General features: G+C 33.3%; 22 protein-coding genes. 9 read left to right on the forward strand and 13 right to left on the reverse strand.

Annotated elements, in window-relative coordinates; genetic code table 11:
• Positions 1 to 8: 8 nt before the first annotated feature.
• The gene (locus tag ACODSB_RS14785) at positions 9 to 1187 is read right to left on the reverse strand and encodes a glycoside hydrolase family 88 protein (RefSeq protein WP_108422188.1); all 1179 of its coding nucleotides are present in this window, start codon (positions 1185 to 1187) and stop codon (positions 9 to 11) included.
• Positions 1188 to 1721: 534 nt separating this feature from the next.
• Between ACODSB_RS14785 and ACODSB_RS14790 the strand changes: the two genes are divergently transcribed.
• A complete protein-coding gene (locus ACODSB_RS14790; RefSeq protein ID WP_488937614.1) occupies positions 1722 to 2105 on the forward strand; it encodes a ribosomal maturation YjgA family protein in 384 nt (127 codons plus the stop codon).
• On the opposite strand, the gene ACODSB_RS14795 is transcribed toward ACODSB_RS14790, so the two are convergent.
• Positions 2086 to 3864: an ABC transporter ATP-binding protein gene (locus tag ACODSB_RS14795; RefSeq protein WP_488937615.1), complete on the reverse strand. Its 1779-nt coding sequence runs from the start codon at positions 3862 to 3864 to the stop codon at positions 2086 to 2088. The genes ACODSB_RS14790 and ACODSB_RS14795 overlap by 20 nt on opposite strands.
• 82 nt (positions 3865 to 3946) lie before the next feature.
• Here ACODSB_RS14795 and ACODSB_RS14800 point away from each other — a divergent pair, with 82 nt between their 5' ends.
• From ACODSB_RS14800 to fjbamP4, 3 genes are all read left to right on the forward strand, one after another.
• On the forward strand, positions 3947 to 4525 hold the full coding sequence (locus tag ACODSB_RS14800) for a non-canonical purine NTP diphosphatase (RefSeq protein ID WP_488937616.1): 579 nt from the start codon (positions 3947 to 3949) through the stop codon (positions 4523 to 4525).
• Positions 4526 to 4718: 193 nt separating this feature from the next.
• On the forward strand, positions 4719 to 6638 hold the full coding sequence (locus ACODSB_RS14805) for a DEAD/DEAH box helicase (protein WP_053473735.1): 1920 nt from the start codon (positions 4719 to 4721) through the stop codon (positions 6636 to 6638).
• A 444-nt stretch (positions 6639 to 7082) separates the two neighbouring features.
• Positions 7083 to 7856 carry a protein BamP4 gene (gene fjbamP4, locus ACODSB_RS14810; RefSeq protein ID WP_073482686.1) on the forward strand — a complete coding sequence of 258 codons (774 nt, stop codon included), beginning with the start codon at positions 7083 to 7085 and terminating at the stop codon, positions 7854 to 7856.
• Positions 7857 to 8172: 316 nt separating this feature from the next.
• Here the strand turns inward: fjbamP4 and ACODSB_RS14815 are convergent, their stop codons facing one another.
• Positions 8173 to 9633: an aminoacyl-histidine dipeptidase gene (locus ACODSB_RS14815; RefSeq protein WP_488937617.1), complete on the reverse strand. Its 1461-nt coding sequence runs from the start codon at positions 9631 to 9633 to the stop codon at positions 8173 to 8175.
• Positions 9634 to 9839: 206 nt separating this feature from the next.
• Here ACODSB_RS14815 and ACODSB_RS14820 point away from each other — a divergent pair, with 206 nt between their 5' ends.
• The 3 genes from ACODSB_RS14820 (at position 9840) to ACODSB_RS14830 (ending at position 12199) form a co-directional block, all read left to right on the forward strand.
• Positions 9840 to 10901, forward strand: coding sequence for a DUF3810 domain-containing protein (locus tag ACODSB_RS14820; RefSeq protein ID WP_488937618.1), 1062 nt, complete (start codon positions 9840 to 9842; stop codon positions 10899 to 10901).
• A 162-nt stretch (positions 10902 to 11063) separates the two neighbouring features.
• A complete protein-coding gene (locus ACODSB_RS14825; RefSeq protein WP_007810116.1) occupies positions 11064 to 11558 on the forward strand; it encodes an RNA polymerase sigma factor in 495 nt (164 codons plus the stop codon).
• 8 nt (positions 11559 to 11566) lie between these two features.
• A complete protein-coding gene (locus tag ACODSB_RS14830; RefSeq protein ID WP_053473741.1) occupies positions 11567 to 12199 on the forward strand; it encodes a DUF8845 family protein in 633 nt (210 codons plus the stop codon).
• Between the two features lie 109 nt (positions 12200 to 12308).
• On the opposite strand, the gene ACODSB_RS14835 is transcribed toward ACODSB_RS14830, so the two are convergent.
• Both ACODSB_RS14835 and ACODSB_RS14840 read right to left on the reverse strand, forming a co-directional pair.
• Positions 12309 to 13118, reverse strand: a complete 810-nt coding sequence (locus tag ACODSB_RS14835; protein WP_180861407.1) for a lysophospholipid acyltransferase family protein — start codon at positions 13116 to 13118, stop codon at positions 12309 to 12311.
• Positions 13119 to 13241: 123 nt separating this feature from the next.
• Positions 13242 to 13895, reverse strand: a complete 654-nt coding sequence (locus ACODSB_RS14840; protein ID WP_488937619.1) for an NUDIX hydrolase — start codon at positions 13893 to 13895, stop codon at positions 13242 to 13244.
• 91 nt (positions 13896 to 13986) lie between these two features.
• Between ACODSB_RS14840 and ACODSB_RS14845 the strand changes: the two genes are divergently transcribed.
• Positions 13987 to 14424, forward strand: a complete 438-nt coding sequence (locus tag ACODSB_RS14845; protein WP_309841343.1) for a DUF4268 domain-containing protein — start codon at positions 13987 to 13989, stop codon at positions 14422 to 14424.
• A 108-nt stretch (positions 14425 to 14532) separates the two neighbouring features.
• On the opposite strand, the gene ACODSB_RS14850 is transcribed toward ACODSB_RS14845, so the two are convergent.
• From ACODSB_RS14850 to mnmA, 4 genes are read right to left on the reverse strand one after another with little or no spacing between them, the layout of a single operon-like run.
• Complete coding sequence (locus ACODSB_RS14850) at positions 14533 to 14943, reverse strand: hypothetical protein (protein ID WP_053473745.1); 411 nt, start codon at positions 14941 to 14943, stop codon at positions 14533 to 14535.
• Between the two features lie 20 nt (positions 14944 to 14963).
• Positions 14964 to 15908 carry an NAD(P)H-dependent flavin oxidoreductase gene (locus tag ACODSB_RS14855; RefSeq protein WP_488937620.1) on the reverse strand — a complete coding sequence of 315 codons (945 nt, stop codon included), beginning with the start codon at positions 15906 to 15908 and terminating at the stop codon, positions 14964 to 14966.
• 8 nt (positions 15909 to 15916) lie between these two features.
• Positions 15917 to 17518 (reverse strand): S8 family serine peptidase, encoded by a 1602-nt coding sequence (locus tag ACODSB_RS14860; RefSeq protein WP_488937621.1) that lies wholly within the window; start codon positions 17516 to 17518, stop codon positions 15917 to 15919.
• Between the two features lie 43 nt (positions 17519 to 17561).
• Positions 17562 to 18749 carry a tRNA 2-thiouridine(34) synthase MnmA gene (gene mnmA / locus ACODSB_RS14865; RefSeq protein ID WP_488937622.1) on the reverse strand — a complete coding sequence of 396 codons (1188 nt, stop codon included), beginning with the start codon at positions 18747 to 18749 and terminating at the stop codon, positions 17562 to 17564.
• Positions 18750 to 18889: 140 nt separating this feature from the next.
• Between mnmA and ACODSB_RS14870 the strand changes: the two genes are divergently transcribed.
• Positions 18890 to 20767, forward strand: coding sequence for a PEP/pyruvate-binding domain-containing protein (locus ACODSB_RS14870; protein WP_488937623.1), 1878 nt, complete (start codon positions 18890 to 18892; stop codon positions 20765 to 20767).
• A 242-nt stretch (positions 20768 to 21009) separates the two neighbouring features.
• Here ACODSB_RS14870 and ACODSB_RS14875 read toward each other — a convergent pair whose 3' ends face one another.
• From ACODSB_RS14875 to pyrG, 4 genes are all read right to left on the reverse strand, one after another.
• Positions 21010 to 21567, reverse strand: coding sequence for a DUF4956 domain-containing protein (locus tag ACODSB_RS14875; RefSeq protein ID WP_488937624.1), 558 nt, complete (start codon positions 21565 to 21567; stop codon positions 21010 to 21012).
• A 245-nt stretch (positions 21568 to 21812) separates the two neighbouring features.
• The gene (locus ACODSB_RS14880) at positions 21813 to 22529 is read right to left on the reverse strand and encodes a toxin-antitoxin system YwqK family antitoxin (protein ID WP_488937625.1); all 717 of its coding nucleotides are present in this window, start codon (positions 22527 to 22529) and stop codon (positions 21813 to 21815) included.
• Positions 22530 to 22674: 145 nt separating this feature from the next.
• Positions 22675 to 24582 carry a membrane protein insertase YidC gene (gene yidC / locus ACODSB_RS14885; RefSeq protein WP_488937626.1) on the reverse strand — a complete coding sequence of 636 codons (1908 nt, stop codon included), beginning with the start codon at positions 24580 to 24582 and terminating at the stop codon, positions 22675 to 22677.
• Positions 24583 to 24663: 81 nt separating this feature from the next.
• The gene (pyrG, locus tag ACODSB_RS14890) at positions 24664 to 26277 is read right to left on the reverse strand and encodes a CTP synthase (RefSeq protein ID WP_488937627.1); all 1614 of its coding nucleotides are present in this window, start codon (positions 26275 to 26277) and stop codon (positions 24664 to 24666) included.
• Positions 26278 to 26359 lie beyond the last annotated feature (82 nt).

The raw sequence follows: 26359 nt of genomic DNA on the forward strand, positions 1-26359 counted from the left end.
TAAAATTTTTATTTCAGTTTTTGAAGTCTTAAAAGTGCTTCAAGATAGTAATAATCTGCGTAATTTATAGAGCAGTCAATTTCGCTTCCGGCAGGTTTATGACCTGTTGAATGCAATAAAAATGCTGAATTCACATCGTGGCTCTGGTAATTATCTGAAAGTGACACAATCATTTTTTTAGATTTTGTCAGATATTCGTTTTTCAGTGTTTTATCTTTTGTATAAGAACTCAATTCTAAAAGTGCCGAAGAAACAATTGCTGCTGCAGAAGCATCTCTTGGAGCATTTGGAATATCTGGCGCATTAAAATCCCAATACGGAACTAAATCTTCTGTTGTTAATTTATCCAGATAAACACGAGCTAGTTTATGAGCAAAATCAAGGAATTTAGGATCTTTTGTTTCTCTGTAAGTCATTGTAAAACCGTAAATCGCCCACGCTTGTCCGCGTGCCCACATACTGTCGTCACTATATCCCTGAGCCGTTCTACCTTTTATTTTCTTGCCGGTTTCATAATCATAAATAATAACGTGATAAGAAGTATTATCTGGTCTGAAATGATTTGCCATTGTTGTTTCGGCATGTTTTACTGCAATGTCGTACAGCTTTTTATTTCCGCCGTTTTTAGAAGCCCAAAACAACAATTCTAAATTCATCATATTATCGATAATGGTATTGTGTCCGCCCATTTTATTGTGAGGCCAAGACTGAATTGTTCCCACTTTTGGATTAAAAAGTGTTGCCAATGTATCGGCTGTTTTTAGAATAATTTCTTTGTATGCTGCGTTTTTAGTTAATCTGTATCCGTTTCCGAAGCTATTAAAAATCTGAAAACCTAAATCGTGATCGGCAGCTTTACTAACCGACAAAGGCGTTAAAAAGCGACTAAATTTATCGGCTTCTTTTTCCCATTTCTTATCTTTTGTTGCTTCGTATAAAAACCACAATTCTCCAGGCCAGAATCCGCTTGTCCAATCTTTATAATTTACAAATTTCCAGTCTTTGCTCCCATTCGGAACCGTTCTTGGTGAAGTTCCGTCATCCGGAATCACTTTTAATGTTTTTGAAGCCTGCTCTGCGCAATACTCCAATTGTTTTTTAACGTTAAACGAATTGTCTTTTTGAGAATAACCCTGATTTCCAACAAGTAATAAAGCGGTAATCAGAGCGAAAAATTTTGCATTCATGTGGTTATTTTTAAATAGATAGTTTTTAGAACTGATAAATTTATGAAATAAAGTAAACTTATTTTAGTCTTTGTATTTTTGGTTCCCTAAAAATGTACTTTTTTGTCATTGCTAGGAACGAAGCAATTGCACTAAGCTGGACGTAATGGCACGCAGATGACGCTGGTTTAAACAGATTTATTTTTGCTATATGATTGTCATTGCGAGGAACGAAGCAACCGCATTAACATTAGCTGCGAAGCTGGATGTGATGGCACGCAGATGACGCTGATCTAAACGGATTATTTTGTCATTCCGAGGAACGAGGAATCGCACAAGAAACTCCACAACAGCAAGCCTCCAATCTTTGTCGATTCTCTAGTGCGATTCCTCGTTCCTCGGAATGACAAACTTCATGGTTACTGTACTTTTACGCATCGCAAGTCAATCAATAAAAATAAATAAATCTGTTTAAATCTGCGTCATCTGAGCGCCATTAAATCCAGCTTTTTAAGATTTGACCTATATTTGCTCTCAACCAAGCCTATTAAAACTTTGAAAAAACCCAGAATACAATATTTCATTTTATTTCTTTGCACTATTCTTCTCGGAATCATTTCAAGAAAAATCCACTTTATTCCTTTATGGATTGGCGATGCTCTTTATGCGGTTATGATTTATTTTTTGGTTAGAATATTTCTTCCGATGAAAAAAGCTTTTATAGTTGCTTTATTTTCTCTTTTACTATGTTACTGCATTGAGTTTTTACAACTTTATCAGGCAGAATGGATTATTGAACTTCGAAAAACACTTTTTGGAAGATATGTATTAGGACAAGGTTTTCTGTGGTCAGATATTTTAGCTTATACTTTTGGAATCGCTTTTGTTTTTCTTATCGAAAAAATAACTCTGAATCGTATTAATCAAAAGTCTGCGTGATTTTTTCAATATTTAAACTGTTTGCCATTGCCATAAATATTTGGTAATATGCTCCTTTATTATCGTACAATTCGTCGTGTGTTCCTTTTTCAACGCATCTTCCTTTTTCTAAAACAATAATATTTGAGGCGTCGATAATTTGAGAAATACTATGCGATATTATAATTACAGTTCTGTCTTTTTTAATGGCATCTAAAGACTTTTTAATTTGTTCTGTAGCAATTGCATCAAGACTCGCAGTTGGTTCATCCAGAAAAATTATAGGCGGGTTTTTCAGAAAAAGTCTTGCAATAGCAATTCGCTGCTGTTGTCCGCCGGAAAGTAAATGCGCATCCGAATCGTAACCTTTTGGCAATTGTATAATTTGTTCGTGAATGTAGGCTTGTTTTGCCGCTTCAATAATTTCAGATTCCGAAGCTTCGGGATTTCCGTATAAAATATTTTCTCCTATTGTGCCTTTAAAAATGTGATTTTTTTGAAGAACCAAACCAATATTTTTACGCAGAAAATCGGTGTCATAATCCACTAAATCAATTCCATCCAAAAATATTTGTCCGGATGAAGGCAGATAAAATTTATCTAATAAATTAATAATCGTGCTTTTTCCGGCTCCGCTTAATCCAACCAAAGCAGTCGTTTCATTCGGTTTAACCGTAAAATTAATATCGTAAAGTGCCTGAGTTCCGTTTGGATAAACAAAATCTACATTTTTTACTTCAATCAATCCGGTAATTTTTTCCGGTATATAAGTCCCGCTGGTTTCTATTTCCTGTTCTGATTCTAAAATATCAAAAAATCCTTCAGAATAAATTAAGGCATCGTTTACTTCATCATAAATTCGGTGTAACTGTCGAATTGGCGACGAAACATTATTAAACAACATAATATGAAACATGATTGCACCAATTGTCATTTGATTATTCAAAACAAAATAAGCGGTTAAAATGATGATAATCACCACTCCTATTTGTTCAACGAAGCTTTTTATGCTTTCAAAAATAAAGCTGGTTTTTCTGGTTGCCAGCTGATTTTCTGTCATTTCATATTGAATTTTTTCATGACGATCAGCTTCGGTCGATTCGCGAACGAAAGATTTAATAACGGTAATGGATTCAATTAAACTAATGATTCCGTTGTTTTTGGTTTCGCGATAATTACGCATTCTTCGTCTGAAACCGCTCAGTTTTGTGGCTTGCAATTGGCTGATATAAAAGTAAATCGGGATAATACATAAACTTACCAAACCCACATAAACATTGGCATAAAACATAATAACCAAAGCCACAAAAGCATTAGCAAACAGTGGCAGAATATCAATAAAAAAGTTTTGAACCAATCGTGTTAAACTGCTTATACCGAGATCGATTCTGGTTTGGAGTTTTCCGCTTTCATTTTCATCAGAAGTATAAAACTCCATTCTGTAACTTAGAATTTTTTCTACAATTGTCTGCGAAATATCGCGGGTTATAAAAATTCGGAGTTTTTCTCCATAAAATTTTTGTCCGAATTGTACAATTGAGTTTACTAATTCTTTAGTAAGCAGCACGATACTTATTATCTCTAATAAATGAAATCCTTTTGATAAAGGTTCGTGCGCCACCATTAAATTATTGATGGCATCAACTGTATATTTTAATATTACAGCATTTACCTGTGCTGCAAACGAGCCCAAAAAGGTAAGCAGTAAAGTGGCAATTACCATTTTTTTGTACGGTTTTACAAAAGGCATTATTTTTTTATACAGTACAGATAATTGCATTTATTTTTATTTTTAGGTAACTATCAAATATAAGAATTCTAAATTTGTGTTTAAAATAGTCTTACTTTTAAATATACAAAATATGAAACTGGTTTTCGCTTCCAATAATTTAAATAAAATCAAGGAAATTCAAAGTATTCTAAATGGATCTATCCAACTATTAAGTTTAGAAGATATTGGCTGTCACGAAGAAATTCCTGAAACTGCTGATACTATTGAAGGCAATGCGATTTTAAAAGCCAATTATGTAACCGAAAATTATGGTTATGATTGTTTTGCTGATGATACAGGTTTAGAAGTAAAAGCTTTAAACGGAGAACCGGGCGTTTATTCTGCAAGATACGCGGGCGAACAAAAAAATGCCGATGATAATATGAACAAACTTTTGGAGGCTTTAAAAAACGAAGAAAACCGCAGCGCACAGTTCAAGACCGTTATTGCTTTAAATTTAGAAGGAAAACAGCATCTTTTTACGGGTTTGGCAAAAGGAAATATTACTTTGGCTAAAGCCGGAAATCATGGTTTTGGTTATGATCCAATTTTTCAGCCGGAAAATTATAAGGAGACTTTTGCCGAATTATCTTCAGAAATTAAAAATAAAATCAGTCATCGCGCAAAGGCAACTGAGCAACTTATTGATTTCCTGAACACAAGAAAATAATTGTTTGAAATACAACATTTTATTGGGCAAAATTGATATTTCACGACGTATTTTTTTTGATTTCTTTGAAAAATGATTTTACCCTAAACATAACTTTTTGATAATCAAATCATAACAAATCTATAAATCTTAAAATAGCATTAGTTTATCTGAATAATTAACAGTAATTTTGCACCCTATTTTAAAAACACATATGAATAAATTTGAACAATTAGGATTGAATGAATCGTTACTGAAGGCGATTTTAGATCTAGGATTTGAAAATCCGTCAGAGGTACAGGAAAAGGCGATTCCCCTATTATTGGAAAAAGACACAGATATGGTTGCGTTGGCTCAGACAGGGACAGGGAAAACGGCAGCTTTCGGTTTTCCGCTAATTCAAAAAATTGATGCTGACAATAGAAACACACAAGCATTAGTTTTATCGCCAACACGAGAACTTTGTTTACAGATTACCAACGAACTTAAAAACTACTCAAAATACGAAAAAGGTATTAATGTGGTAGCAGTTTACGGCGGGGCTAGTATTACAGAGCAAGCCAGAGAGATTAAAAGAGGCGCACAAATTATTGTGGCTACTCCGGGGAGAATGCAAGACATGATTAACAGAGGTTTAGTAAACATTAAAAATATAGATTACTGTATTCTTGATGAAGCTGATGAGATGTTAAACATGGGATTCTATGAAGACATCGTATCTATTTTATCAGATACTCCAGATCAAAAAAGTACATGGTTGTTCTCTGCAACTATGCCGCAAGAGGTTGCCAGAATTGCAAAACAATTCATGAGCGAACCGGTTGAAATTACTGTTGGTACTAAGAACTCTGGTTCTGCAACAGTTTCTCACGAATTTTACTTAGTAAATGCACGTGACCGTTACGAAGCTTTAAAACGTTTAGCCGATGCAAATCCAGATATTTTCTCTGTGGTTTTCTGTCGTACTAAAAGAGATACACAAGCTGTAGCTGAAAAATTAATTGAAGATGGATATAGCGCTGCTGCGTTGCACGGAGATTTATCTCAGGCTCAACGTGATGGTGTAATGAAATCTTTCCGTGGAAGACAAATTCAGATGCTTGTTGCTACTGACGTTGCTGCACGTGGTATTGACGTTGATAACGTAACACACGTTGTAAACTACCAATTACCTGATGAAATCGAAACGTACAACCACCGTTCTGGTCGTACTGGTAGAGCTGGAAAACTAGGAACTTCTATTGTAATTGTTACAAAAAGTGAGTTGCGTAAAATTTCTTCTATCGAGAGAATCATCAAACAAAAATTCGAAGAAAAAACTATTCCATCTGGAATCGAAATCTGCGAAATTCAATTATTACACTTAGCTAATAAAATTAAAGATACTGAGGTTGATCACGAAATTGACAACTATTTACCAGCTATTAACAATGTTCTTGAAGGTTTATCTAAAGAAGAATTGATTAAGAAAATGGTTTCGGTAGAATTTAACCGTTTCATTGCTTACTACAAAAAGAATAGAGATATCTCTACTCAATCTTCTGGAGAAAGACGTGAAAGAAACGATTCTGAGCCAAGAGAATTCAATAACAACGGAGCAGTTCGTTATTTTGTAAACATTGGTTCCAGAGATAATTTCGACTGGATGTCTCTTAAAGATTACTTGAAAGAAACATTAGACTTAGGTCGTGATGACGTTTTCAAAGTGGATGTTAAAGAAGGTTTCTCTTTCTTTAATACTGATCCTGAGCATACTGATAAAGTAATGGACATTTTAAACAACGTTCAGTTAGAAGGACGTCGTATTAATGTTGAAATTTCTAAAAATGACGGCGGAGGAAGACGTGACCACAACAACCGTGGCGGCGGACGTAGTTCTGGCGGACCAAGAAGAGAAGGTTCTGGAGGTTTCGGCCCAAGACGTGAAGGTTCTGGTGGCGGCGGATTTAGAAGCGACAGAAACTCTGCTCCAAGAGAAGGTGGTTTCAGAAGCGACAGAAATTCATCTGCTCCAAAAAGAGAAGGTGGTTTTAGAAGTTCTGCTCCAAGAAACGAAGGTGGTTCTGACAGAGCTCCAAGACGTTCTGAAAGCTTTGGTGATTCACCAAGACCAAGAAGACCAAGAAGAGATTAATACTTTAATATCTTAAAATACGAAATCCCAAATTCCTGACATAAATGGAATTTGGGATTTTTTTTTCATTAAGAATCCTAACCCGTTGAGTATAATTAATTTTAACACATAGAAACATAGATTTAGCACTCTCAAAAAAGGCGTTTCACTTATTTAAAACAAACATAGAGAGCTATGTGTTAGAAACAAGTTTTTTTTATATCCTTTTACACATATAAAACCTATGTTTCTATGTGTTAAATGTTTTTTTACGACCAATGGGTAAATTTTAATCTCTAGAAATGAGTTTTGTAATCTAAAACAATACAACTCAACCTTCCTGATCCCTTTTTATTTAAACACAAAAAGCAACATTGCTGACTTTGTTAATTTTCTGATAATTATATTCGAAGACTACGAAATATTTAATCTCTATTTACTACTTTTAGTGCTTTAAATCAGGATATGAAATATTTCGCAGTTTTCTTTTTTTTACTATTCTCTGCCATAAGTTTTGCACAAGATGCTGAATCTACAACTCCGCAAAGGGTTTCAGGTTATATTATAAACGATGATAGTAAACAACCTCTTCCAAATGTAAATATCATTAACACCAACAAAGTACGCGGCGCAAAATCTGATGCAAAAGGGTATTTTGAAATTGATGTACAGCCTAATGATACAATTCATTTTTCTCTTTTAGGATTTCAATCTCTTAGAATCAGAGTAACAAATGACTGGATAAAAAATAAAGTGACTCGAATTCAGCTTACCGAAAAAGCAATTGCTCTTGAAGAAGTTATCATTGCCCCTTTTAATTTAACTGGTTATCTTGAAATTGATTCAAAATTAATTCCAACCAAAGAAAACTACCGTTACAGTATTTCGGGTCTTACACAAGGTTATGAAGCGGGTGAATATTCTCCAAATGCTTTTGGAAAGGTATTGGGTTCTATTTTTAATCCAGCCGATATGCTTTATAATTTCTTCGGGAAAAACAGCCGGGAGCTTAAAAAACTCAAGGACATGAAAAAAGACGATACGATTAGAAATCTTTTAGAAACTAAATACGATCGTGAAACTATTGCCGTTTTATTAGGAATCAGCAAAGATGAAATTCCTGAAATCATGCATCGCTGCAACTATTCTGATGCTTTTATTCAGTCTGCAAATGACTTACAGATTTTAGATGCCATAAGCGGCTGCTACGAACAATATAAAGTATTAAAAAGGAATTAAAATTTCCCTTTTACAAAAACATACGAATCCTCAATTTTTAAAATTGGGGATTTTTTTATGCCTTATGATTTTTTAAAAAGCTATATTTACTATAACAAAACAGTAAAACAAATAAAATCAATACATTATGGCAAAAGGTCAAGATGCTAAAAAAACAGCAAAAAAAGAACCGTTAAAAACGGCTAAAGAAAAAAAAGAAGAAAAGAGAGAGAAGAAAAATACTCCTAAAAGGGATTAAGTTTTCAGTCGCAGTCACAGTTTTCAGTCTCTAAGGAAACTGAAAACTGTGACTGAATATTGCGACTGTAAACTAAGATTATTTAAGCGGAATGTTCGAAAGAATTTCTAATACAAATTTCCAATATTTTTGAGCAGATGAAATGCTGGCTCTTTCGTCTGGAGAGTGTGCTCCGTGAATGGTTGGTCCAAAAGAAATCATATCCATATCTGGGTAATTTGTGCCTAAAATTCCGCATTCTAAACCAGCATGGCAAGCCACAACTTTTGGCTGTTCACCATTTTGTTTTTCGTAAATATCTTTTAAAACTTCTAATATTTCTGAATTTACGTTTGGAGTCCATCCTGGATAAGAACCAGAAAGTTCAACTTCACACCCAACCAATTCAAAAGCAGATCGTAAAGAATTAGCCAAATCAAATTTTGAAGATTCTACAGAAGAACGTGTTAGACATCCCACTAAAATTTCTCCGTCTTTTACAACTACACGAGCAATATTATTTGAAGTTTCAACCAAATCAGCCATATCAGCGCTCATTCTATAAACTCCATTTTGTGCCGCATAAATCGCTCTGACAATTCCTTCCTGAACACCTAAATCCATTATTTTTTCAGGTAAATCACCTTTTACAATTTCTATAGACAGGTTTGGTTCAGTCGTTTTGTATTCTGCTTTGATGTCAGCAATAATTTCCTGCATATCATATACATAAGCTTCATCAAACATTTGAGAAATAATTACTTTAGCAACACTTTCTCTCGGAATTGCATTTCTAAGACTTCCTCCGTTAATTTCAGAAACCTGTAATCCAAAGTTTTCAAAACCATCAAATAATAAACGGTTCATTATTTTATTGGCGTTTCCTAAACCTTTATGAATATCCATTCCTGAGTGACCTCCGTTTAAGCCTTTTACGGTAATAGTATATCCAACAGAGCTTTCCGGAACTTCTTCTTCATTATAACCTCTTGTAGCCGTTACATCGATTCCACCAGCACATCCAATATCAATTTCATCATCTTCTTCCGTATCCAGATTCAATAAAATCTGTCCTTGAAGAATTCCTCCTTTTAAATTTAAAGCACCAGTCATTCCTGTTTCTTCGTCAATTGTAAACAGAGCTTCAATTGCAGGATGCGGAATATCTTTACTTTCTAAAATTGCCATAATTGTAGCCACTCCTAACCCATTGTCTGCACCAAGTGTTGTACCGCGAGCGCGAACCCAGTCACCATCAACATACATATCGATTCCCTGCGTATCAAAATCAAAAACGGTATCAGCATTTTTTTGATGAACCATGTCTAAGTGACCTTGCATTACAATGGCTTTGCGATTTTCCATTCCCGGAGTTGCCGGTTTTCTGATGATTACATTTCGAATTTCGTCTTCAAAAGTTTCTAAACCTAAGCTGTTTCCAAAGTTTTTCATAAACTCGATTACACGCTCTTCTTTCTTTGACGGACGCGGAACGGCGTTTAAATCTGCAAATTTGTTCCAAAGTGCTTTTGGTTCCAGATTTCTTATTTCCTGACTCATTATATTTTGTTTGAAGTTTAACAATTAAGAATGTCAAAGTTACAAAGTTTATATTTTTTTTTGCCACGAATTCCACGAATTAGCACAAATTATAATGGCTCTAAAATTAAACAAATCAATAATTCGTGAAAATTAGTGGAATTCGTGGCGAACTTTTTTTAATCATTCAATATTGTAATTATATTTACGTATCCAAAATTTAAGCTGTGAAATCAAAATATCTCCTTCCTCTATTTCTTTTAGTTCAGATTATCTTTTTAAAAATTCTGCCCTTTTTCCCTGATTTTGTGGAAGGTCTTTACAGCAATAATTTATACATCAGAATTTCGCATTTCTCACGAGTACTTTTAGGCAAAATTTCATTTTCTGTCGGTGATTGTATTTACGCAGTTTTAATTTTATCTATGATAAGCTGGTTTTGGAGAATACGAAAAACATGGGAAACAGACTGGAAAGATCATCTTTTAAAAATCACAGGTAAAATTTCTGTTTTTTACTTTTTCTTTCATCTTCTTTGGGCTTTCAATTATTATCGTAAACCTCTTTTCGAAAAAATGGAAATCAAAAGAGAATATACTGATGCTGATTTATTGGCCTTTACAAAAAGACTGATTGCTAAAACGAATGAAGTTCAGTTTAAAATCACAAAAAATAAAGGCGAAAAAATCAATTTTCCTTATTCTCAGCAAGAGGTTTTTAAGATGAATCTTAACGGATATGATAATTTAGCCCAAGAACATCCTTATTTTAAATATAAAACTTTAAGCGTAAAAAAATCGCTGTTTAGTGTACCCTTAACTTATATGGGATTTGGCGGTTATTTGAATCCGTTTACAAATGAAGCGCAGGTAAATAATTTATTACCGATGTATTCTTTTCCGCTTACAGCATCTCATGAAATGGCACATCAAATAGGTTTTGCGAGTGAGAATGAATGCAATTTTATTGGGGTTTTGGCAACTGTAAAAAATGACAATTTATATTATCAATATTCGGGATATAGTTTTGCTTTGCGATACTGCCTTGGAATCTGGAAGTTTAAAAACGAGAAAATCTTTGAGGTTTTAAAGAAACAAGTAAATCCGGGGATTTTAAAAAACTATCAGGAAAGTCAGGATTTTTGGAAACAATATGATACTTTTATTGATAAAGGTTTTCATTTTATATATGATAGTTTCTTAAAATCAAACAATCAAAAAGATGGAATGGAAAGCTATAGCAAGTTTATTGATTTGATGATTAATTATTACAAAACACGTCAGTTGTAACAGGCTGCCACGAATTGCACGAATTAGCACGAATTTTCAAAAACTAAAACTCAACTTTATCTTTACTATTTTGAGAAGTAATTCGTGAAAATTTGTGAAATTCGTGGCGAAAAAATAATTAAGTCTTGTAACAAAATAGATTTCAATACTACTAATACTTTTATGAGCGAAAATCTAGAACAGTCATTTGTTGCGCAATTGCAGGCAAATCAGAATATAATCCACAAAATTTGTAGATTGTATACTGCCGGCGAAGATGCTCATAAAGATTTGTTTCAGGAAATTACTATTCAGCTCTGGAAAGCGTATCCGAAATTTAGAGGCGACAGTAAATTTTCGACCTGGACATATCGTGTCGCTTTAAATACAGCCATTACCTTATATCGCAAAACCAAAAGAACCATATCTACCGTAGATTATGAGAGTCATCAGCATTTTGTAAAAGATGTAGATTACAACTACGAAGAGGAAGAACAGATTAAATTGATGTATAAAGCGGTTTATCAGCTTAACGACATCGAAAAAGCATTAGTTTTTATGTATTTAGAAGACAAAGATTATCAGGAAATAGCCGAAACCTTAGGAATCAGCGAAGTGAATGCGCGCGTGAAAATGAACAGAATTAAAGGGAAACTTAAAAAAATACTAAATCCTTAAAAATTATTATGAAAGAACTGGATTTACTAAAAAAAGACTGGCAGAAGAACTCTGATTCTTTTGAACAAATTTCTGAAAAAGAAATCTATAAAATGATTCACAAAAAGTCATCTTCAATTGTGAAATGGATTTTGATTATCAGTATTTTGGAGATTTCGTTTTGGACTTTTTCAAACTTATTTATCAATACTGATGATGTTTTAAGAAAAATAAATCATCCGGAAATTGTGGTTACGCTTGAATACTTAACTTATTTGAATTATTTAGTTGGATTAGTTTTCGTGTTTATTTTTTACAAAAACTACACTACAATTTCTACAACTGTTGCCACAAAATCATTAATGAGTGCCATTTTAAGAACCAGAAAAACGGTTCAGTATTATGTTTGGTATAACTTAGGAATGATTGTAATTACATCCATTTTAAGTTTCTTTATTGCTTTTGTTTACAATCCTGATATGGCTTTTTTAAGAGAAAAACTTGCCATAGACGGAAAAGCAATGTTTGCTACAATTGGAATATTAACCTTAGTAATATTAGGTTTCTTTGGATTGTTCTGGTGCTTCTACAGATTGCTATACGGAACTTTACTACGCAGATTGTATGTGAATTATAAGGAGCTGAAGAAAATTGATTTCTAAGATACTGAGGTTCTAAGTTGCTAAGATTCTAAGGTCTCTCCTTTAACTTGAAACCTGAAACTTGAAACAAAAAAACAATCTAAACTCTAAAATCAGAAATCTAAAATTCCTAATACTCCCACTGTCTCAATCTATTTAGTTCTTCCTGTGCTTTGATTTCTTCGGCTGGAATTACTTTTAAGAAAGATGGGTGTTGTTCGATAGCATATTCTACTTTTTCTACGATTTCTTCGATTGTGTCGTTTTCATAATCAATTTCAAGAGGTTCTTTGATAATGAAAGACTGCAGGATATTTTTCTTTTTCATACGAAGTCCTTTTTTATCAAAAGAACGACGGAAACCATCTATAACAATAGGAATTACGATAGGTTTATGCTGTTTGATTATATGTGCAGTTCCTTTACGAACTGGCTTAAAAGATTTTGTTGTTCCCTGCGGAAAAGTAATAACCCAGCCGTCTTCAAGGGCAATACGGATATTTTCGGTATCATTTGGATTTACATCACGTTTTTCGGTTACGTCAACGCCTTTCGCACGCCATGTTCTTTCTACGGTAATTGCGCCAACATAAGCTAAAATTCTTGGCAGTAATCCGGCCTGCATCGTTTCTTTTGCAGCTACGTAGTAAATATTCATTTTTGGCTGCCACAAATAACCTATGTTCTTAATAGTATCTTGACGTCCGCTTAAACTTGCGTTAAACACATGAAACATTGCCACAACATCGGCAAAATAAGTTTGGTGATTGGATATAAACAAAACGTTTCTGTCTGGAAGTGTTTTAATAATTTCAGATCCTTCAATCTGTAATTCATTAAAACCTCTATATCTTCTATGAGTCATGGCTCCCAAAATACGGATTAACCATTTCTTGATGAATAATATATGCCCAAAAGGATTTCGTTTAAACAATCCCATAACGTCTTTTTGTGTTTTTTAGGTTAAGTCGCAAACATACAAAAATTATTCTTTTAGCAATACTAATATACAATTTACGAAATAAATCTGTATCTCAATGATTATCAAAATGTTAAATTAACGTTATTGTGATTTTTCTGAGAAAGTAAATTTTAGTACATCTCTCAATTCACTTAAAATCATTGCGGTTGCTCCCCAAACAATATGATTTTGGATATTAAACGCCGGAACCAAAATATCATTTCCGTAAGAAGTTGATAATTTGCTTTCAATTATAATTTCATCATCTAAAAAAACAGATAACGGCAATTCGAGAACATCCGCAACTTCTCGTGCATCGGGATAAAATACAAGTTCTTCTTTGGCAATTCCCAGATATGGATGCACCAAAAAGTTACTTGGCGGAATATACATAGGTGTAAAATGCTTTATGATTTCGATTTTCTCGGGATTGACACCAATTTCTTCGCTGGTTTCTCGTAAGGCTGTTTCCTTATAATCGTGATCTGTAAATTCATATTTTCCGCCTGGAAATGCGATTTGCGATGAATGAACACCATTGTATGCATTTCGAACAATTAAAATTAAATGTGTTTTTCCGTTTTTGGGATAAAACAACATCATAACTGCAGCAATTCTTGGATTTTTTGCGTCAATATCTAAATTTTTCAACGCCTGAATGCGCTCTAGAGGTGCCATTTTTGCGTGTGACAATTCTGCCGGAAGTTCAACTGGAATTAAATTAGGAACATATTGCAAAAAATCTTGAAAATCCATATTCAAAGTTTATTTTTGTACTTTCAAATTAAAATATAAATATACTCTAGAAAATGCGGTTCTACAAGTTTTCTAAAACAAAGCCATAAAAATGTACAGCAGAGAAGAATCACAAAGAATAAAAAGGGAATTTTGGGTTGCTTTTGCAGAAAAGTATCCAAGAAAATGGGTTCTTTATGATACCAAAATAAAAGATTTCTCTTTTAAATTTTATGTAGACAATAAAAAAGCGCAGGTTTTAATTGATATTGAACATCGCAGCGACGAAAAACGAAATGCGTATTTTGAAAAGATTGAAGCTTTAAAAAACATCCTTGAAGAGGAATTTATTAAAGACTTGGTTTTCGAAAAAAACTACACTTTAGAAAGTGGTAAAACGATTAGCAGAATTTGGGTTGAAAAACCTGGAGTAGGTTTTAGCAATCGCAATAACTGGGATGCTATTTTTGATTTCTTCAACGAAAACATGCATGCTCTGGAAATGTTTTATTTAGAGTATGATGAGTTTATTAAGGAGATTGAAGTTTAGAGGAAAGTTTCTAAGGTTCTGAGATACTAAGATTCTAAGTTTTTTATATGGCAAACCCGACAGGTTTTGAAACCTGTCGGGTTTATTTTTAATGATTATTTAAACAATTTATACCGTAAAAATATTATAAACAATAATATGATCGTCGTAGTTGATATATAGCTGTTTGCGGTTATCTTGCTTTTTACGTGTAATAATAGAAAGTTTGCATTCTCGTCCGTCATTATCTTTACACATAAAAGAATACACAATATCAGTATCGTTTTCTTCTCGTTCGATGTAATCCAGAATACTAAAAAGCTGTATTTCCTGAGAATAAACCACAATCCTGTGTTTATCAGTATCTAAAACTACAGAGAGATTAACCAAATCAAGATCAGACCACTGTCCCCACTTTCCTTTTTCATTTTTTTCTAAAACACTAAATCCCGACGTTTTAAAATGATACGATTGACTCTGAACTTGTTGTAATCCAAAAGCCAGAAACAATGCTATTATATAAGTGCGAATAGAATTCATAAAATATTTCTTGCAGGTAATTAAAACTCAAATGTAGCTTTTTCTTCGCGAGCAGCTTTAAAATCGGCCATCATTTGTTGAACAATTTGTTCTACAGGCAAAATTTCATGAATAAGTCCGGCAATTTGTCCTATTTCAAGTTCACCTTCTTCCAGATCTCCTTCAAACATTCCTTTTTTGGCTCTTGCTCTTCCTAAAAGTTCTATCAAATCTTCTTTTGAAGGGCATTTTTCATACAAAGCCTGAACATCATTATAAAATTTATTCTTAACCAATCGAACCGGAGCTAATTCTTTCAAAGTCAATTGAGTATCTCCTTCTTTTATATTAACTATCGTTTCTTTAAAATTATTGTGGGCAGATGATTCTATCGATGCCGCAAAACGACTTCCAACCTGTACACCATCAGCACCTAAAATCATTGTCGCAAGCATTCCTCTTCCGGTTGCAATTCCGCCCGCGGCAATAAGAGGAATTTGTATTTTTTCTTTAACCATTGGTATCAACGTTAAAGTAGTAGTTTCGTCACGTCCGTTATGTCCGCCAGCTTCAAAGCCTTCGGCAACAATGGCATCAACACCAGCTTCTTGTGCTTTTAATGCAAAAACACTGCTACTAACAACATGTACAACCGTTATTCCTTTTTCTTTTAAAAATGAAGTCCAGGTTTTAGGGTTTCCTGCCGATGTAAAAACGATTTTCACGCCTTCTTCAACCACGATATTCATGATCTCTTCAATATTAGGATATAACATCGGAATATTAACTCCAAACGGTTTATCAGTTGCTTTTTTGCATTTCTGAATATGTTCTCTTAAAACCTCAGGATACATTGAACCTGCTCCAATTAAACCTAAACCTCCGGCATTACTTACTGCCGATGCTAATTTATAACCACTGTTCCAAATCATTCCTCCTTGAATAATTGGGTATTTTATATTGAAAAGCTGTGTAATTCTGTTCATTAAAACTATTATTGTTTTATTATTTTTCCTGTTTTTTGTAAACCTCCAGATTTAAAAGTATAAAAATACAGTCCGCTGGTTAAGCTTTCTACAGAAAGAGCCGGATTTTGATTTGTTATTTGTTTTTCAATCAGCTTTTGTCCCAAAATGGAATAAATAGACACAGAAGCCGTTTCATCTGCAAACAAAAAAGAAATATTAGATTTTGTCGGATTTGGATAAACTGAAAAATTCGATGAAGACTGAAAAACATCTACACTTAAAGTCGATCCAAAATTAGGAATTCCATAACCATAATTATTATCCGGAGTTGTATATCGATCTGCAGATTCAATAATCATCTGTCTAATTTCCTGATTTGTTTTTGATGGAAATGCCTGCCAAAGACAAGCAACCATTCCTGCCATAATAGGACATGAAAAAGAAGTTCCATTTGCCGTACCAATGCCTCCTGTAGTGTTTGCAACAACAGCCGCAACACCCTGCGCCATTACATCTGGTTTTATACGATTGTCAAAACTTGGCCCAATAGAACTGGAGGGAGCCTTAACTTTTACAGCATTTACAGAACCAATTGTAAGAACAGAAATACCGTCTCCAGGCGATCCAACGTGGTTTTCAACTTGGTTTCCTTCATTTCCGGCAGATGCCAAAACGATAATTCCTTTACTAAAAGCCATTTCGGCGCCTTTTGTTATAAAGTTTGTCGTGCCATTCATATCGCTGTAAGTGTGGCTGTAATTGGCATTATCAAAACCAAAATACCCTAATGAAGTGGTAATAATATCAACTCCGTAAGCATCAGCTTGTTCTGCAGCTTCAACCCAATACGATTCTTCAACCGGATTTTCAGAAGCATCATTTTCTGTTATAAATAAATAATAAGAGGCATCTGGAGCTGTTCCTACTAAAGAATTCTCTTTGTAACCTCCCATTGTAGATAAAACTAAAGTTCCGTGATCGTCGCCGGTATAAAAATTCGTGCTTCTATTGACATAATCATAACCTCCTAAAATTAAATTATTATCTCGTAATCGTTTAAAAGGTTCTGCTGTGTTTACACCAGGATATCCGGCATCCAGAACAGCAATTATTTTTCCGGAACCTGTATAATTTTGCTGATGCAAAACCTGACCGTTAAGCATTTGAATTTGATTTGCAGAATTTCCGTATGCATAATCAATTGTTGTTTCCAGCTTATTTTTTACTGCAGCAATATTATTTTGAGAAACTTTTTTTGAAGTTACATTTAATGTCTTATTGGCAAAAACTACTTTATCAACATACGAAAGCTGCTTTAAAGCCGTAATATTAGTTTGAGTTCCTCTAACATGAAGTGCATTTAACCATTTTGACTGTGCCAAAACTGTTATTCCTGTACTCGCTTTTACCTGATTTATATATGTAATTTCCAGAGGCGCGTCTGAGATATTTAAGGCAATATTTTGTGCTGTACGACGATCTAATGATCTCTGCGAAAGAGTCAGCGATGGATTATTGAAAAAATCCTGTGAATTTGGTTTTCCGTTAAAATATACCCAGGCATCTTCTTCCTGAGAAAACATTAAAGTCGAAAACAATAGTAAAAGAAAAGTAAAGTTCTGTTTCATATATACTCTTTTAAAAGGAAATCCTTCGTAAAAAAGTATAAAGCTAAGAAATTACTCCCGAACCAACTAATTCATTCTCTAAATACCAGGCAACAAACTGACCTTCTGTTATGGCAGATTGTGGTTCTTCAAAAGAAACATACATTCCGTCTTCAAATTGATGAAGTGTCGCTTTTTGCAATGGCTGACGGTAACGAATTCTCGCCATAACTTCCATTTTTTCACCTGTTTTTAACTTCATATCTTCGCGAACCCAGTGTACTTCAGATTCTCCAACAAACAAAGCTTTTTTAAACAATCCAGGGTGATTGCTTGTTAAACCAGTATAAATAGTATTAGTTTCAACATCAGTAGCAATTACAAATAACGGATCTGTAGTTCCGCCCACATTCAATCCTTTTCTTTGACCAACAGTAAAATAATGCGCACCCTGATGTTTACCCATAATTTTTCCCATTGTTGGAAGATAATCCAGTTTTTGAGCTTCAATTTTTAGATTTTCTTCTAAAGATAATTCATCCGGTTTTTCAAAGTTGTAGATTGGATCATTTTTATCAATCTGAACAATTGTACCTTCTTTTGGCTGCAATTTTTGTTGTAAAAACTCCGGTAAACGAACTTTTCCAATAAAACAAAGTCCTTGCGAATCTTTCTTTTCTGCAGTTACCAATTCCATTTCAGCCGCAATTTCGCGAACTTCAGGTTTTGTCAGCGCACCAATTGGGAACAATGCTTTAGACAATTGATCCTGAGATAACTGACATAAAAAATAAGATTGATCTTTGTTCACGTCATTTCCGGCAATCAATTGATAAACCGTTTTTCCGTCAACCTCAATTTCGCTTTTTTGGCAGTAATGTCCAGTCGCAACATAATCGGCACCAAGACTTAGTGCGATTTTCATAAAAACATCAAATTTGATTTCACGGTTACAAAGCACGTCAGGATTTGGAGTTCGTCCTTTTTCGTATTCGTTAAACATATAATCAACGATTTTTTCTTTGTATTCCTCGCTTAAATCAACAGTTTGAAACGGTATTCCAAGTTTTTCAGCCACTAATAAAGCATCGTTACTATCTTCTAACCAAGGACATTCGTTAGAAATAGTAACCGAGTCATCATGCCAATTTTTCATAAAAAGCCCAATAACTTCGTATCCTTGCTGCTGCAATAAATAAGCGGCAACACTAGAATCTACTCCACCAGAAAGACCAACAACTACACGTTTCATTTTAAAATCTTTAATTTTACAAGGGTGCAAAGATACGCCATATTTTAGATAATCTAACTCGTTTCAATTAGTTTATATAATCCCATGGTAGATAAAACTTATGGTTTAAATACTTACTTTTAATATTCAATACAATTGTCATGAAAAAACACATTTACGGCTTAGTTTTCTTTTTCATTTTCATGTCTTTGAGTGCACAAAGATATTCTTCATCATTAGCTGATTATGAAGCGTATAAAGCATTTAGAGGAAAACCTTTATCTGATAAATTCTCCAATATCGAATCGGTAAAAGTGGTTTATGATTTACGAAAACAAAAAATGTATTATTTCAACAGTACATTGATTCCGCTGCATTATGATTTTGTAACGAATTATCTGCATTACAATTATGATCTTCAAATTTTCAATAATGAGAATTACAGTAATACTTTAAAAAACAGAGATTTTTTACTGGGAAATCTCAATCATATCAAAGGAACTGACAAATGGTTTTTTGAACTCGCCGCTTCAGATCATATGCCAATTGAACAAATCGAACGTTTTTTCTATTTGGTTAAAAAGTCAACTTTTATTGGAGAAAATCTAAAATTCTATTTGAATAATCCTGAGCAAATGGAATGGTTTCGTTTAGAAAAATTTAAAATTCCGTCTGTAAAATCAGATTATATTTTTAATGAAATAAAATATCAGGAAGTCGTTTCAGGAAATAACATTGGCATTTTAAAACAATACAAAATCAAAGAGCTGGATAAAGTAAAACCAAATCCTGATGAAATTATAGTTTTAGACGGAACACCGGATATTTTACCTAATGTAAGAGGAATTATTGTGAACGAATTGCAGACGCCGCTAAGTCATTTAGTACTGCTGGGAAAAAACAGAAAGATTCCAATTATGGCCTACACATTGGCTTTAAAAGATGAAAACATTAAAAGATTACTTTCTAAAAAAGTAGAATTAAAAATTCAGGTTGATACTTTTTTTATAAAAGAGACTGATAAAAAAATTGTCATCAAAACGAATTCTAAAAAGAAAAAACTAATCATTGACAATAGTGTTACAGATTTAATTGATTTGTCTAAAATTTCAAAAAAAGGAGTGAATTACATTGGTTCGAAAGCACAAAACATGTCGTATTTGATTGCAATTTCAAAAGAAATTCCATTTAAAGTTCCGGAAAATGCGCACGCCATTCCGTTTTATTTCTATACCAAACACATTCAGAAAGAATCGATTTCTCCTTTAATACAAGAACTTTTGAATTCTACAAAGAAAGATTCTACGGTTTGGGTGAATCAGCAATTGAAAAAGATTCGTGATGCCATTAAAAAAGAACCTGTTGACCCTGAATTAATTTCAAAATTGAATGTGACTTTTAAAGATGCTAAATTTAAAAACTTCAGATTCCGTTCCTCAACAAATGCCGAAGATTTAGACGATTTTAACGGCGCCGGATTATATGATTCTAAAACCGGAATTCTTGGAGACAGCATTAAAACTTTCGAAAAAGCGATTAAACAGGTTTGGGCAAGTGTATGGAATGAAGCTTCGTATAATGAAAGAGAACTTTTTGGAATCGACCAGCAGAATATTGCAATGGGGGTTTTAGTTCATCGTTCGTTTCCTGATGAATTGGCAAATGGAGTTGTAATTACGAAAAACATTTTCAGAGGAGATTTTCCCGGAATTACTGTAAATGCTCAAAAAGGAGAAAACTCAGTTGTAAAACCAGAAAAAGGAGAAATCTGTGAACAGTTTGTAGCCTATCATTTAAACTCCGGAACTGACGATGATGATTTTGATGTCGATTATACTTCAAACTCAAATCTCAACAATAACGAACCTTTATTGAGCCGAAAAGAAATGAGCCGACTTTTTCTTGTGAGCACCAAAATTGAAGAGAAAATGTACCGTTATTGGCGAAAAAACCTTTTCCATCCTGTAGATATCGAATTTAAAATCGTTGGCGAAAATCGAGATTTATATATTAAACAGGTTCGGCCATTTAATAACTAGACACAATTCAATCAAAAGTCTATTAACTTAATTACATTGAGCTATCAGGAGTGAAAATTGGTTTTATTCTGCCACAGATTAAGAGATTATAATGATTTATAAAATGTGTTGACAAAAATCTCGCAGATTCTGCAGATTTAACAGATTATTCTTTGAGTAACTTTATCAAAAATCTGCTAAATCTGCGAGAAAAAACTTGTTGCATTGTTTTTTATAGCCGACTTATTTCTGAGTTTGCGTGACTAATAAAAAACCAAAAGATCTATTTCGTTTGTAACGGTATTGACCAAAATGATTTTAAAATCAAAATCTTGAATATTGATTTTCTCCTGAACTGCTTTGCGGATAGTCCCATTTTCTAAAGAAAAATCACCTGCAAATGCAATTTTGACATCAACAGTATTAAGATATTTTGAAGCTTTTCTATTTACGATAATAGACGCCACAACATAAAAACCAATAATGATAATTTGAAAAAACAAGAGTATTTCTATTTTTTCAAAAGGATACATAATATCTAAAATAGAGAGTGTGATCGTAGCAAAAAGAAAGATGATTGCGTTTACAGTAAACGATTGTGTCCTAAATCTTAAAATGGAAAAAATAGCAAACAAACCAAAACCAATCCCGACTCCTATTTCAATTTTGGTGAATAAATAGCAAAGCGAAAAAGTACACAAACCCACAATAACCATCAACGGATTTATAGTTTCGTTATCTTTTCTATTGGAGAAAAAGTACAAAACCAAAATCGAAAAAAACAATAAAAAGAATCTTCCAGCAAGTTCGTTTAAATCCATTGAATCAAAATATTAGCTCAATCAAATTTAAACAATTGAACAAAAAATCAGCCACGAATTCACGATTTTATTTTGAATAAAAAAGGTTTGCCACAAATTTCATGAATTTATTTTGGGAAAAAAGTTTGCCACGAATTACACAAATTTCCACGAATTTTAATTTAACTAAGAAAGCAAAAAATTAATTCGTGAAAATTCGTGTAATTCGTGGCAAAAAAAAATGCCCGCAAGCGGGCAAGTATTTATTATTCGTTTTTAGGTTTTGAATTGGCTTTGTAAGCACTTTTTGGATCGCTCATATTAACTTCTTTGGTCAATTTACCTTTCGTGTAAAACTGCCACATTCCGGCTTTTTTTCCTTTTACAAATTTTCCTTTAGAAGCTACAACTCCATCTGAATCATAAAAAACAGCATCGCCTTCATACTCATTATTTTTAAATACAGACTGTTCCTGAATGGTTCCGTTTTGTCCTATTTTTTTATAATTTCCTTCTTTTAAACCGTTAACATAAGTCATTTCCTCAGCAACTTGGTTATTCGGATAATAAACCGTTCTTAAACCGTGTAGTTTCCCTTTTTTATAAGTTTCAGAAGTCATCAAAATTTTAGAAGCTTTGTGATAATATTTCCACTCGCCTTCTCTATCCTTTCCAATTTCTTTTCCTTCACTTACTATATTTTTATTCTGATCATAAAAAATAGTATATGAGCTTCCATCATTAGCTGTAAAATCGCGTGTTGCAATTACGTCGCCTTTTTTCGTATCATCAAAAAACTTAAAAATTCCCGTTTCTTTTCCGTGGTTGAAAGTTCCTTCATATCTCGGACGTTTTGATTCGTAAACACCTTTCCAAACACCATCTTTCTTTCCGTTAGCATCTAATTTATTAAACTCAGTCTGGGCATTTACAAAGAAAACATTTAGCAATAGCAGCCCAATTATTATTTTTTTAGAAATCATCTTGTATTCAATTTTTAACTTAAACGAAAATTAGTTTCATAAAGTATGTTTTGTCATTCTCAAAGTTAAAATTTTCATTTGTTATTTGAAAAGGAAACACACTCATTAAAATAAAAAATCCCGATAAGATCGGGATTTTTAAAATTTATTTCTTTTTATTCTGAGTCTTTTTTGCTGCTTCTTGCTGCTCCATTACATCTTGAAGACGCTGTTGAAACTTGCTTGGCTTTTTAGGCTCTTTTAATTTATTTTCCTGAATTTGAGCGTGAATTTTCTCGCTGTCTACGATGTAATTTTTAATTACAAACATAATTCCAATAGTAATTAAATTCGAGATAAAGTTGTATAAACTTAAACCTGCACCGTAACTATTAAAGAAAATTAACATCATTAATGGTGAAACATAAATCATGATTTTCATCATTTTTGCCATATCCGGCATACCTTCCTGTTGAGGCGCAGCCATTTGCTGATCTCCAGAAGTCATTTTCATGTAGAAGAAAATTGCAATTGCTGCCAAAATTGGGAACAAACTGATATGATCTCCGTACAATGGGATATGGAAAGGTAATTTTACAACCGAGTCAAAAGATGATAAATCGTCTGCCCAAAGGAAGCTTTTTTGTCTTAACTCAAAAGCTGATGGGAAGAATTGAAACGATGCATACATAAACGGAAGCTGAATCAATGCCGGAATACATCCTGCCATTGGGTTTACTCCTGCTTTGTTGTACAGTTTCATTGTTTCCTGTTGTTTCTTCATTGGGTCTTTTTTGTATTTTTCACCCAACTCATTAATATCCGGACGTAAAACTTTCATTTTAGCCTGTGATAAAAACGACTTATATGTAATTGGCGACATAGCCAATTTGATAATAATAGTAAAAATGATAATCGCAATTCCGTAAGCAATATAGGAGCTTAAGAATCCAAATAATGGTACGAAAATCCATTTATTGATCCATCCAAAAATTCCCCATCCTAACGGAATAATTTTTTGGAATTCTTTATCATAAGATTTCAATACTTTATAATCAGCCGGACCAAAGTATAAGTTCATCTTATAATCGATTTCTCCGTTAGAGAAAGCCAATGGAACTGTTGCTTTAAACTGTTTTGTAAAAAGAGTATCAACTTTTTCGTCCTTAACTAAATTCTCAGAAACTAAATCAGCTTTCTCAAAAGGAGTATTTGTTTGAAGAATTGTAGCAAAAAAGTGTTGTTTAAATGCAATATAATCTACTTTTTCAGGTGTTTCTTCTTTGTGATCTCCCTGACCTACATAACTTTCTTTTCCATCTCCATAGTTATAGTAAATTTCAGCATAACGATTCTCGTAAGAAACACTTTTTTCATTTCTGTATGTTTTTAAATCCCAAGCCAAGTTTAATGGTTTAGAAGAATTTAAAACTCTGTTCAATCCTTGAGAACGAACATCAAAACCAATTAAATAATCGTTTGGTTTTAATACATATTTATATTCTAAAAATTCATTAGCTCCAGCTTTTAAACGCATTGTTAAAATTTGGTCTGCACCATTTTTTGTCAATGTTGGTTCAAAAAACAAATCTTTAGAGTTTAAAGTTCTGTTATCTGTAGTTTGTAATTGAATATTTAAGTTCGAATTTTTATTCTTAATTAATTCAACTAATTGTCCTGAACCTTTTTTAAATTTTTCGAATTCTTTAAGTGTAGCTTCAACTATATAACCACCTTTGTTAGCGATTTTAAGTTTAATCTTTTCGTTTTCGATAGTTGTAAAAGAGTCTTTTGCAGAAGGAAGCGTAGCAGAATATGCAAATCCGCCTAAAGTTTTTTGCAATTGTGCCAACTGAACTGTATCGCCTGGTGTAGCCGCAACAACTGGTGCAGCAATAGTTTTAGCTTTATCAGCTTTTGCCTGAGCTTCTTGTTTAGCTACTAATTCTTTCTTGGCTTTTTCAGCAGCAATTTCTTTATCAGAAGGCTGATTTTGGTACATAATCCAAATCAGGATTCCGAATATCAATACAAAACCAATGATTGAATTAAGGTCAAATTTTTTTTCTTCCATTATTTATTTAAAAAGTTATCCGTCAGAAGTTATTAGTTATGATTATAGCTTAAAAGTTACAACCTCTTAGAATATTAATTATTATTTTTTATGCGCATTTACCGCAGCAGCTACAAAATTCACAAAAATTGGGTGCGGATTTGCTACCGTACTTTTGTATTCAGGGTGGTATTGTACACCAATAAAGAACGGGTGGTTTTCAAGTTCTACAATCTCTACCAATCCAGTATCAGGATTAACTCCAGAAGCTTTTAAACCCGCTTTTTGCAATTCATCTGCGTATTTATTATTGTACTCATAACGGTGGCGGTGACGCTCTGAAATGGTTTTTTCACCATAAATTCTGTGTGCCAGCGTATTTGGTTTAATATCACATTTCCAAGCTCCCAAACGCATTGTTCCACCTTTATCTGTAACATTTTTTTGCTCTTCCATTAAACTCACAACCGGATGAGGCGTTTTCTCGTTCATCTCAGTAGAATTGGCTTCAGTGTAACCTAAAATATTTCTTGAATATTCGATAACAGACATTTGCATTCCTAAACAAATTCCGAAAAACGGAATGTTATTTTCACGTGCATAACGAACTGCTTCAATTTTTCCTTCAATACCTCTTTCTCCAAATCCAGGAGCAACTAAAACTCCGTCAAGAACACTTAATTTCTCCGCAACATTATCAATATTGATGTGTTCTGAGTGAATAGAAATTACATTTACTTTAGTTTCATTTGCAGCACCTGCATGAATAAATGCCTCTAAAATAGATTTGTAACAATCCTGCATTTCTACATATTTTCCAATCAAACCAATATTTACGGTTTGTTTCGGATTTTTTAATCTGCGTAAAAAAGTATTCCATGTTTTTAAATCCGGAGATGCTTTTTTAGGTAAATCTAATTTTTTCAAAGCCACAACATCTAATCCTTCTTCAAGCATTAAATTTGGAACTTCGTATATCGTTGAAGCGTCGATTGACTGAATAACTGCTTCTTTTTTAACGTTACAAAACAAAGCCAGTTTTTGACGTAATTCCTGAGACAATTCGTGCTCAGTTCTACAAACCAAAATATCAGCTTTGATTCCGCTTTCCATCAAAGTTTTTACTGAGTGCTGTGTTGGTTTTGTTTTCAACTCACCCGCAGCAGCCAAATAAGGAACTAATGTTAAATGAATAACGATTCCGTTATTTTCTCCTAATTCCCAAACTAACTGACGAACAGACTCAATATAAGGTAATGATTCAATATCACCTACAGTTCCTCCAATTTCCGTAATTACTATATCATAATCGCCAGATTTACCCAGCAATTGCATTCTGTCTTTAATTTCGTTTGTAATATGAGGAACAACCTGAACTGTTTTTCCTAAAAATTCCCCTCTTCTTTCTTTTTCAATAACCGAAAGATAAACTCTTCCTGTTGTAACGTTATTTGCCTGAGATGTAGGAACGTTCAAAAAACGCTCATAATGACCTAAATCTAAATCTGTTTCGGCACCATCATCTGTTACATAACATTCTCCGTGCTCATACGGGTTCAATGTTCCCGGATCCACATTAATATACGGATCAAATTTTTGAATAGTTGTACGGTATCCTCTTCCTTGTAACAATTTTGCTAAAGATGCTGCAATGATCCCTTTTCCTAATGAAGAAGTCACACCGCCTGTAACAAAAATATATTTTGTTTGATTCATTCTGTTGTTGTTTGTAAGTAGTTGTGTAAAAAACTTGGCAAAAGTACAAATTTAATTAGATAATTTATCAATTCCAGAATGA

Source organism: Flavobacterium sp. FG68 (genome assembly GCF_057808895.1).

Bases quoted from the DNA above. Each gene is read 5' to 3' on its own strand.
- ACODSB_RS14825 (WP_007810116.1), top strand. From the start codon at position 11,064: ATGAGCGAAAATCTAGAACAGTCATTTGTTGCGCAATTGCAGGCAAAT.
- ACODSB_RS14815 (WP_488937617.1), bottom strand. From the start codon at position 9,633: ATGAGTCAGGAAATAAGAAATCTGGAACCAAAAGCACTTTGGAACAAA.
- ACODSB_RS14880 (WP_488937625.1), bottom strand. From the start codon at position 22,529: ATGATTTCTAAAAAAATAATAATTGGGCTGCTATTGCTAAATGTTTTC.
- pyrG (WP_488937627.1), bottom strand. From the start codon at position 26,277: ATGAATCAAACAAAATATATTTTTGTTACAGGCGGTGTGACTTCTTCA.
- ACODSB_RS14805 (WP_053473735.1), top strand. From the start codon at position 4,719: ATGAATAAATTTGAACAATTAGGATTGAATGAATCGTTACTGAAGGCG.
- ACODSB_RS14850 (WP_053473745.1), bottom strand. From the start codon at position 14,943: ATGAATTCTATTCGCACTTATATAATAGCATTGTTTCTGGCTTTTGGA.
- ACODSB_RS14855 (WP_488937620.1), bottom strand. From the start codon at position 15,908: ATGAACAGAATTACACAGCTTTTCAATATAAAATACCCAATTATTCAA.
- ACODSB_RS14875 (WP_488937624.1), bottom strand. From the start codon at position 21,567: ATGGATTTAAACGAACTTGCTGGAAGATTCTTTTTATTGTTTTTTTCG.
- ACODSB_RS14795 (WP_488937615.1), bottom strand. From the start codon at position 3,864: ATGCAATTATCTGTACTGTATAAAAAAATAATGCCTTTTGTAAAACCG.
- ACODSB_RS14845 (WP_309841343.1), top strand. From the start codon at position 13,987: ATGTACAGCAGAGAAGAATCACAAAGAATAAAAAGGGAATTTTGGGTT.
- mnmA (WP_488937622.1), bottom strand. From the start codon at position 18,749: ATGAAACGTGTAGTTGTTGGTCTTTCTGGTGGAGTAGATTCTAGTGTT.
- ACODSB_RS14860 (WP_488937621.1), bottom strand. From the start codon at position 17,518: ATGAAACAGAACTTTACTTTTCTTTTACTATTGTTTTCGACTTTAATG.
- yidC (WP_488937626.1), bottom strand. From the start codon at position 24,582: ATGGAAGAAAAAAAATTTGACCTTAATTCAATCATTGGTTTTGTATTG.
- ACODSB_RS14835 (WP_180861407.1), bottom strand. From the start codon at position 13,118: ATGGGATTGTTTAAACGAAATCCTTTTGGGCATATATTATTCATCAAG.
- ACODSB_RS14840 (WP_488937619.1), bottom strand. From the start codon at position 13,895: ATGGATTTTCAAGATTTTTTGCAATATGTTCCTAATTTAATTCCAGTT.
- ACODSB_RS14830 (WP_053473741.1), top strand. From the start codon at position 11,567: ATGAAAGAACTGGATTTACTAAAAAAAGACTGGCAGAAGAACTCTGAT.
- fjbamP4 (WP_073482686.1), top strand. From the start codon at position 7,083: ATGAAATATTTCGCAGTTTTCTTTTTTTTACTATTCTCTGCCATAAGT.
- ACODSB_RS14870 (WP_488937623.1), top strand. From the start codon at position 18,890: ATGAAAAAACACATTTACGGCTTAGTTTTCTTTTTCATTTTCATGTCT.
- ACODSB_RS14785 (WP_108422188.1), bottom strand. From the start codon at position 1,187: ATGAATGCAAAATTTTTCGCTCTGATTACCGCTTTATTACTTGTTGGA.
- ACODSB_RS14800 (WP_488937616.1), top strand. From the start codon at position 3,947: ATGAAACTGGTTTTCGCTTCCAATAATTTAAATAAAATCAAGGAAATT.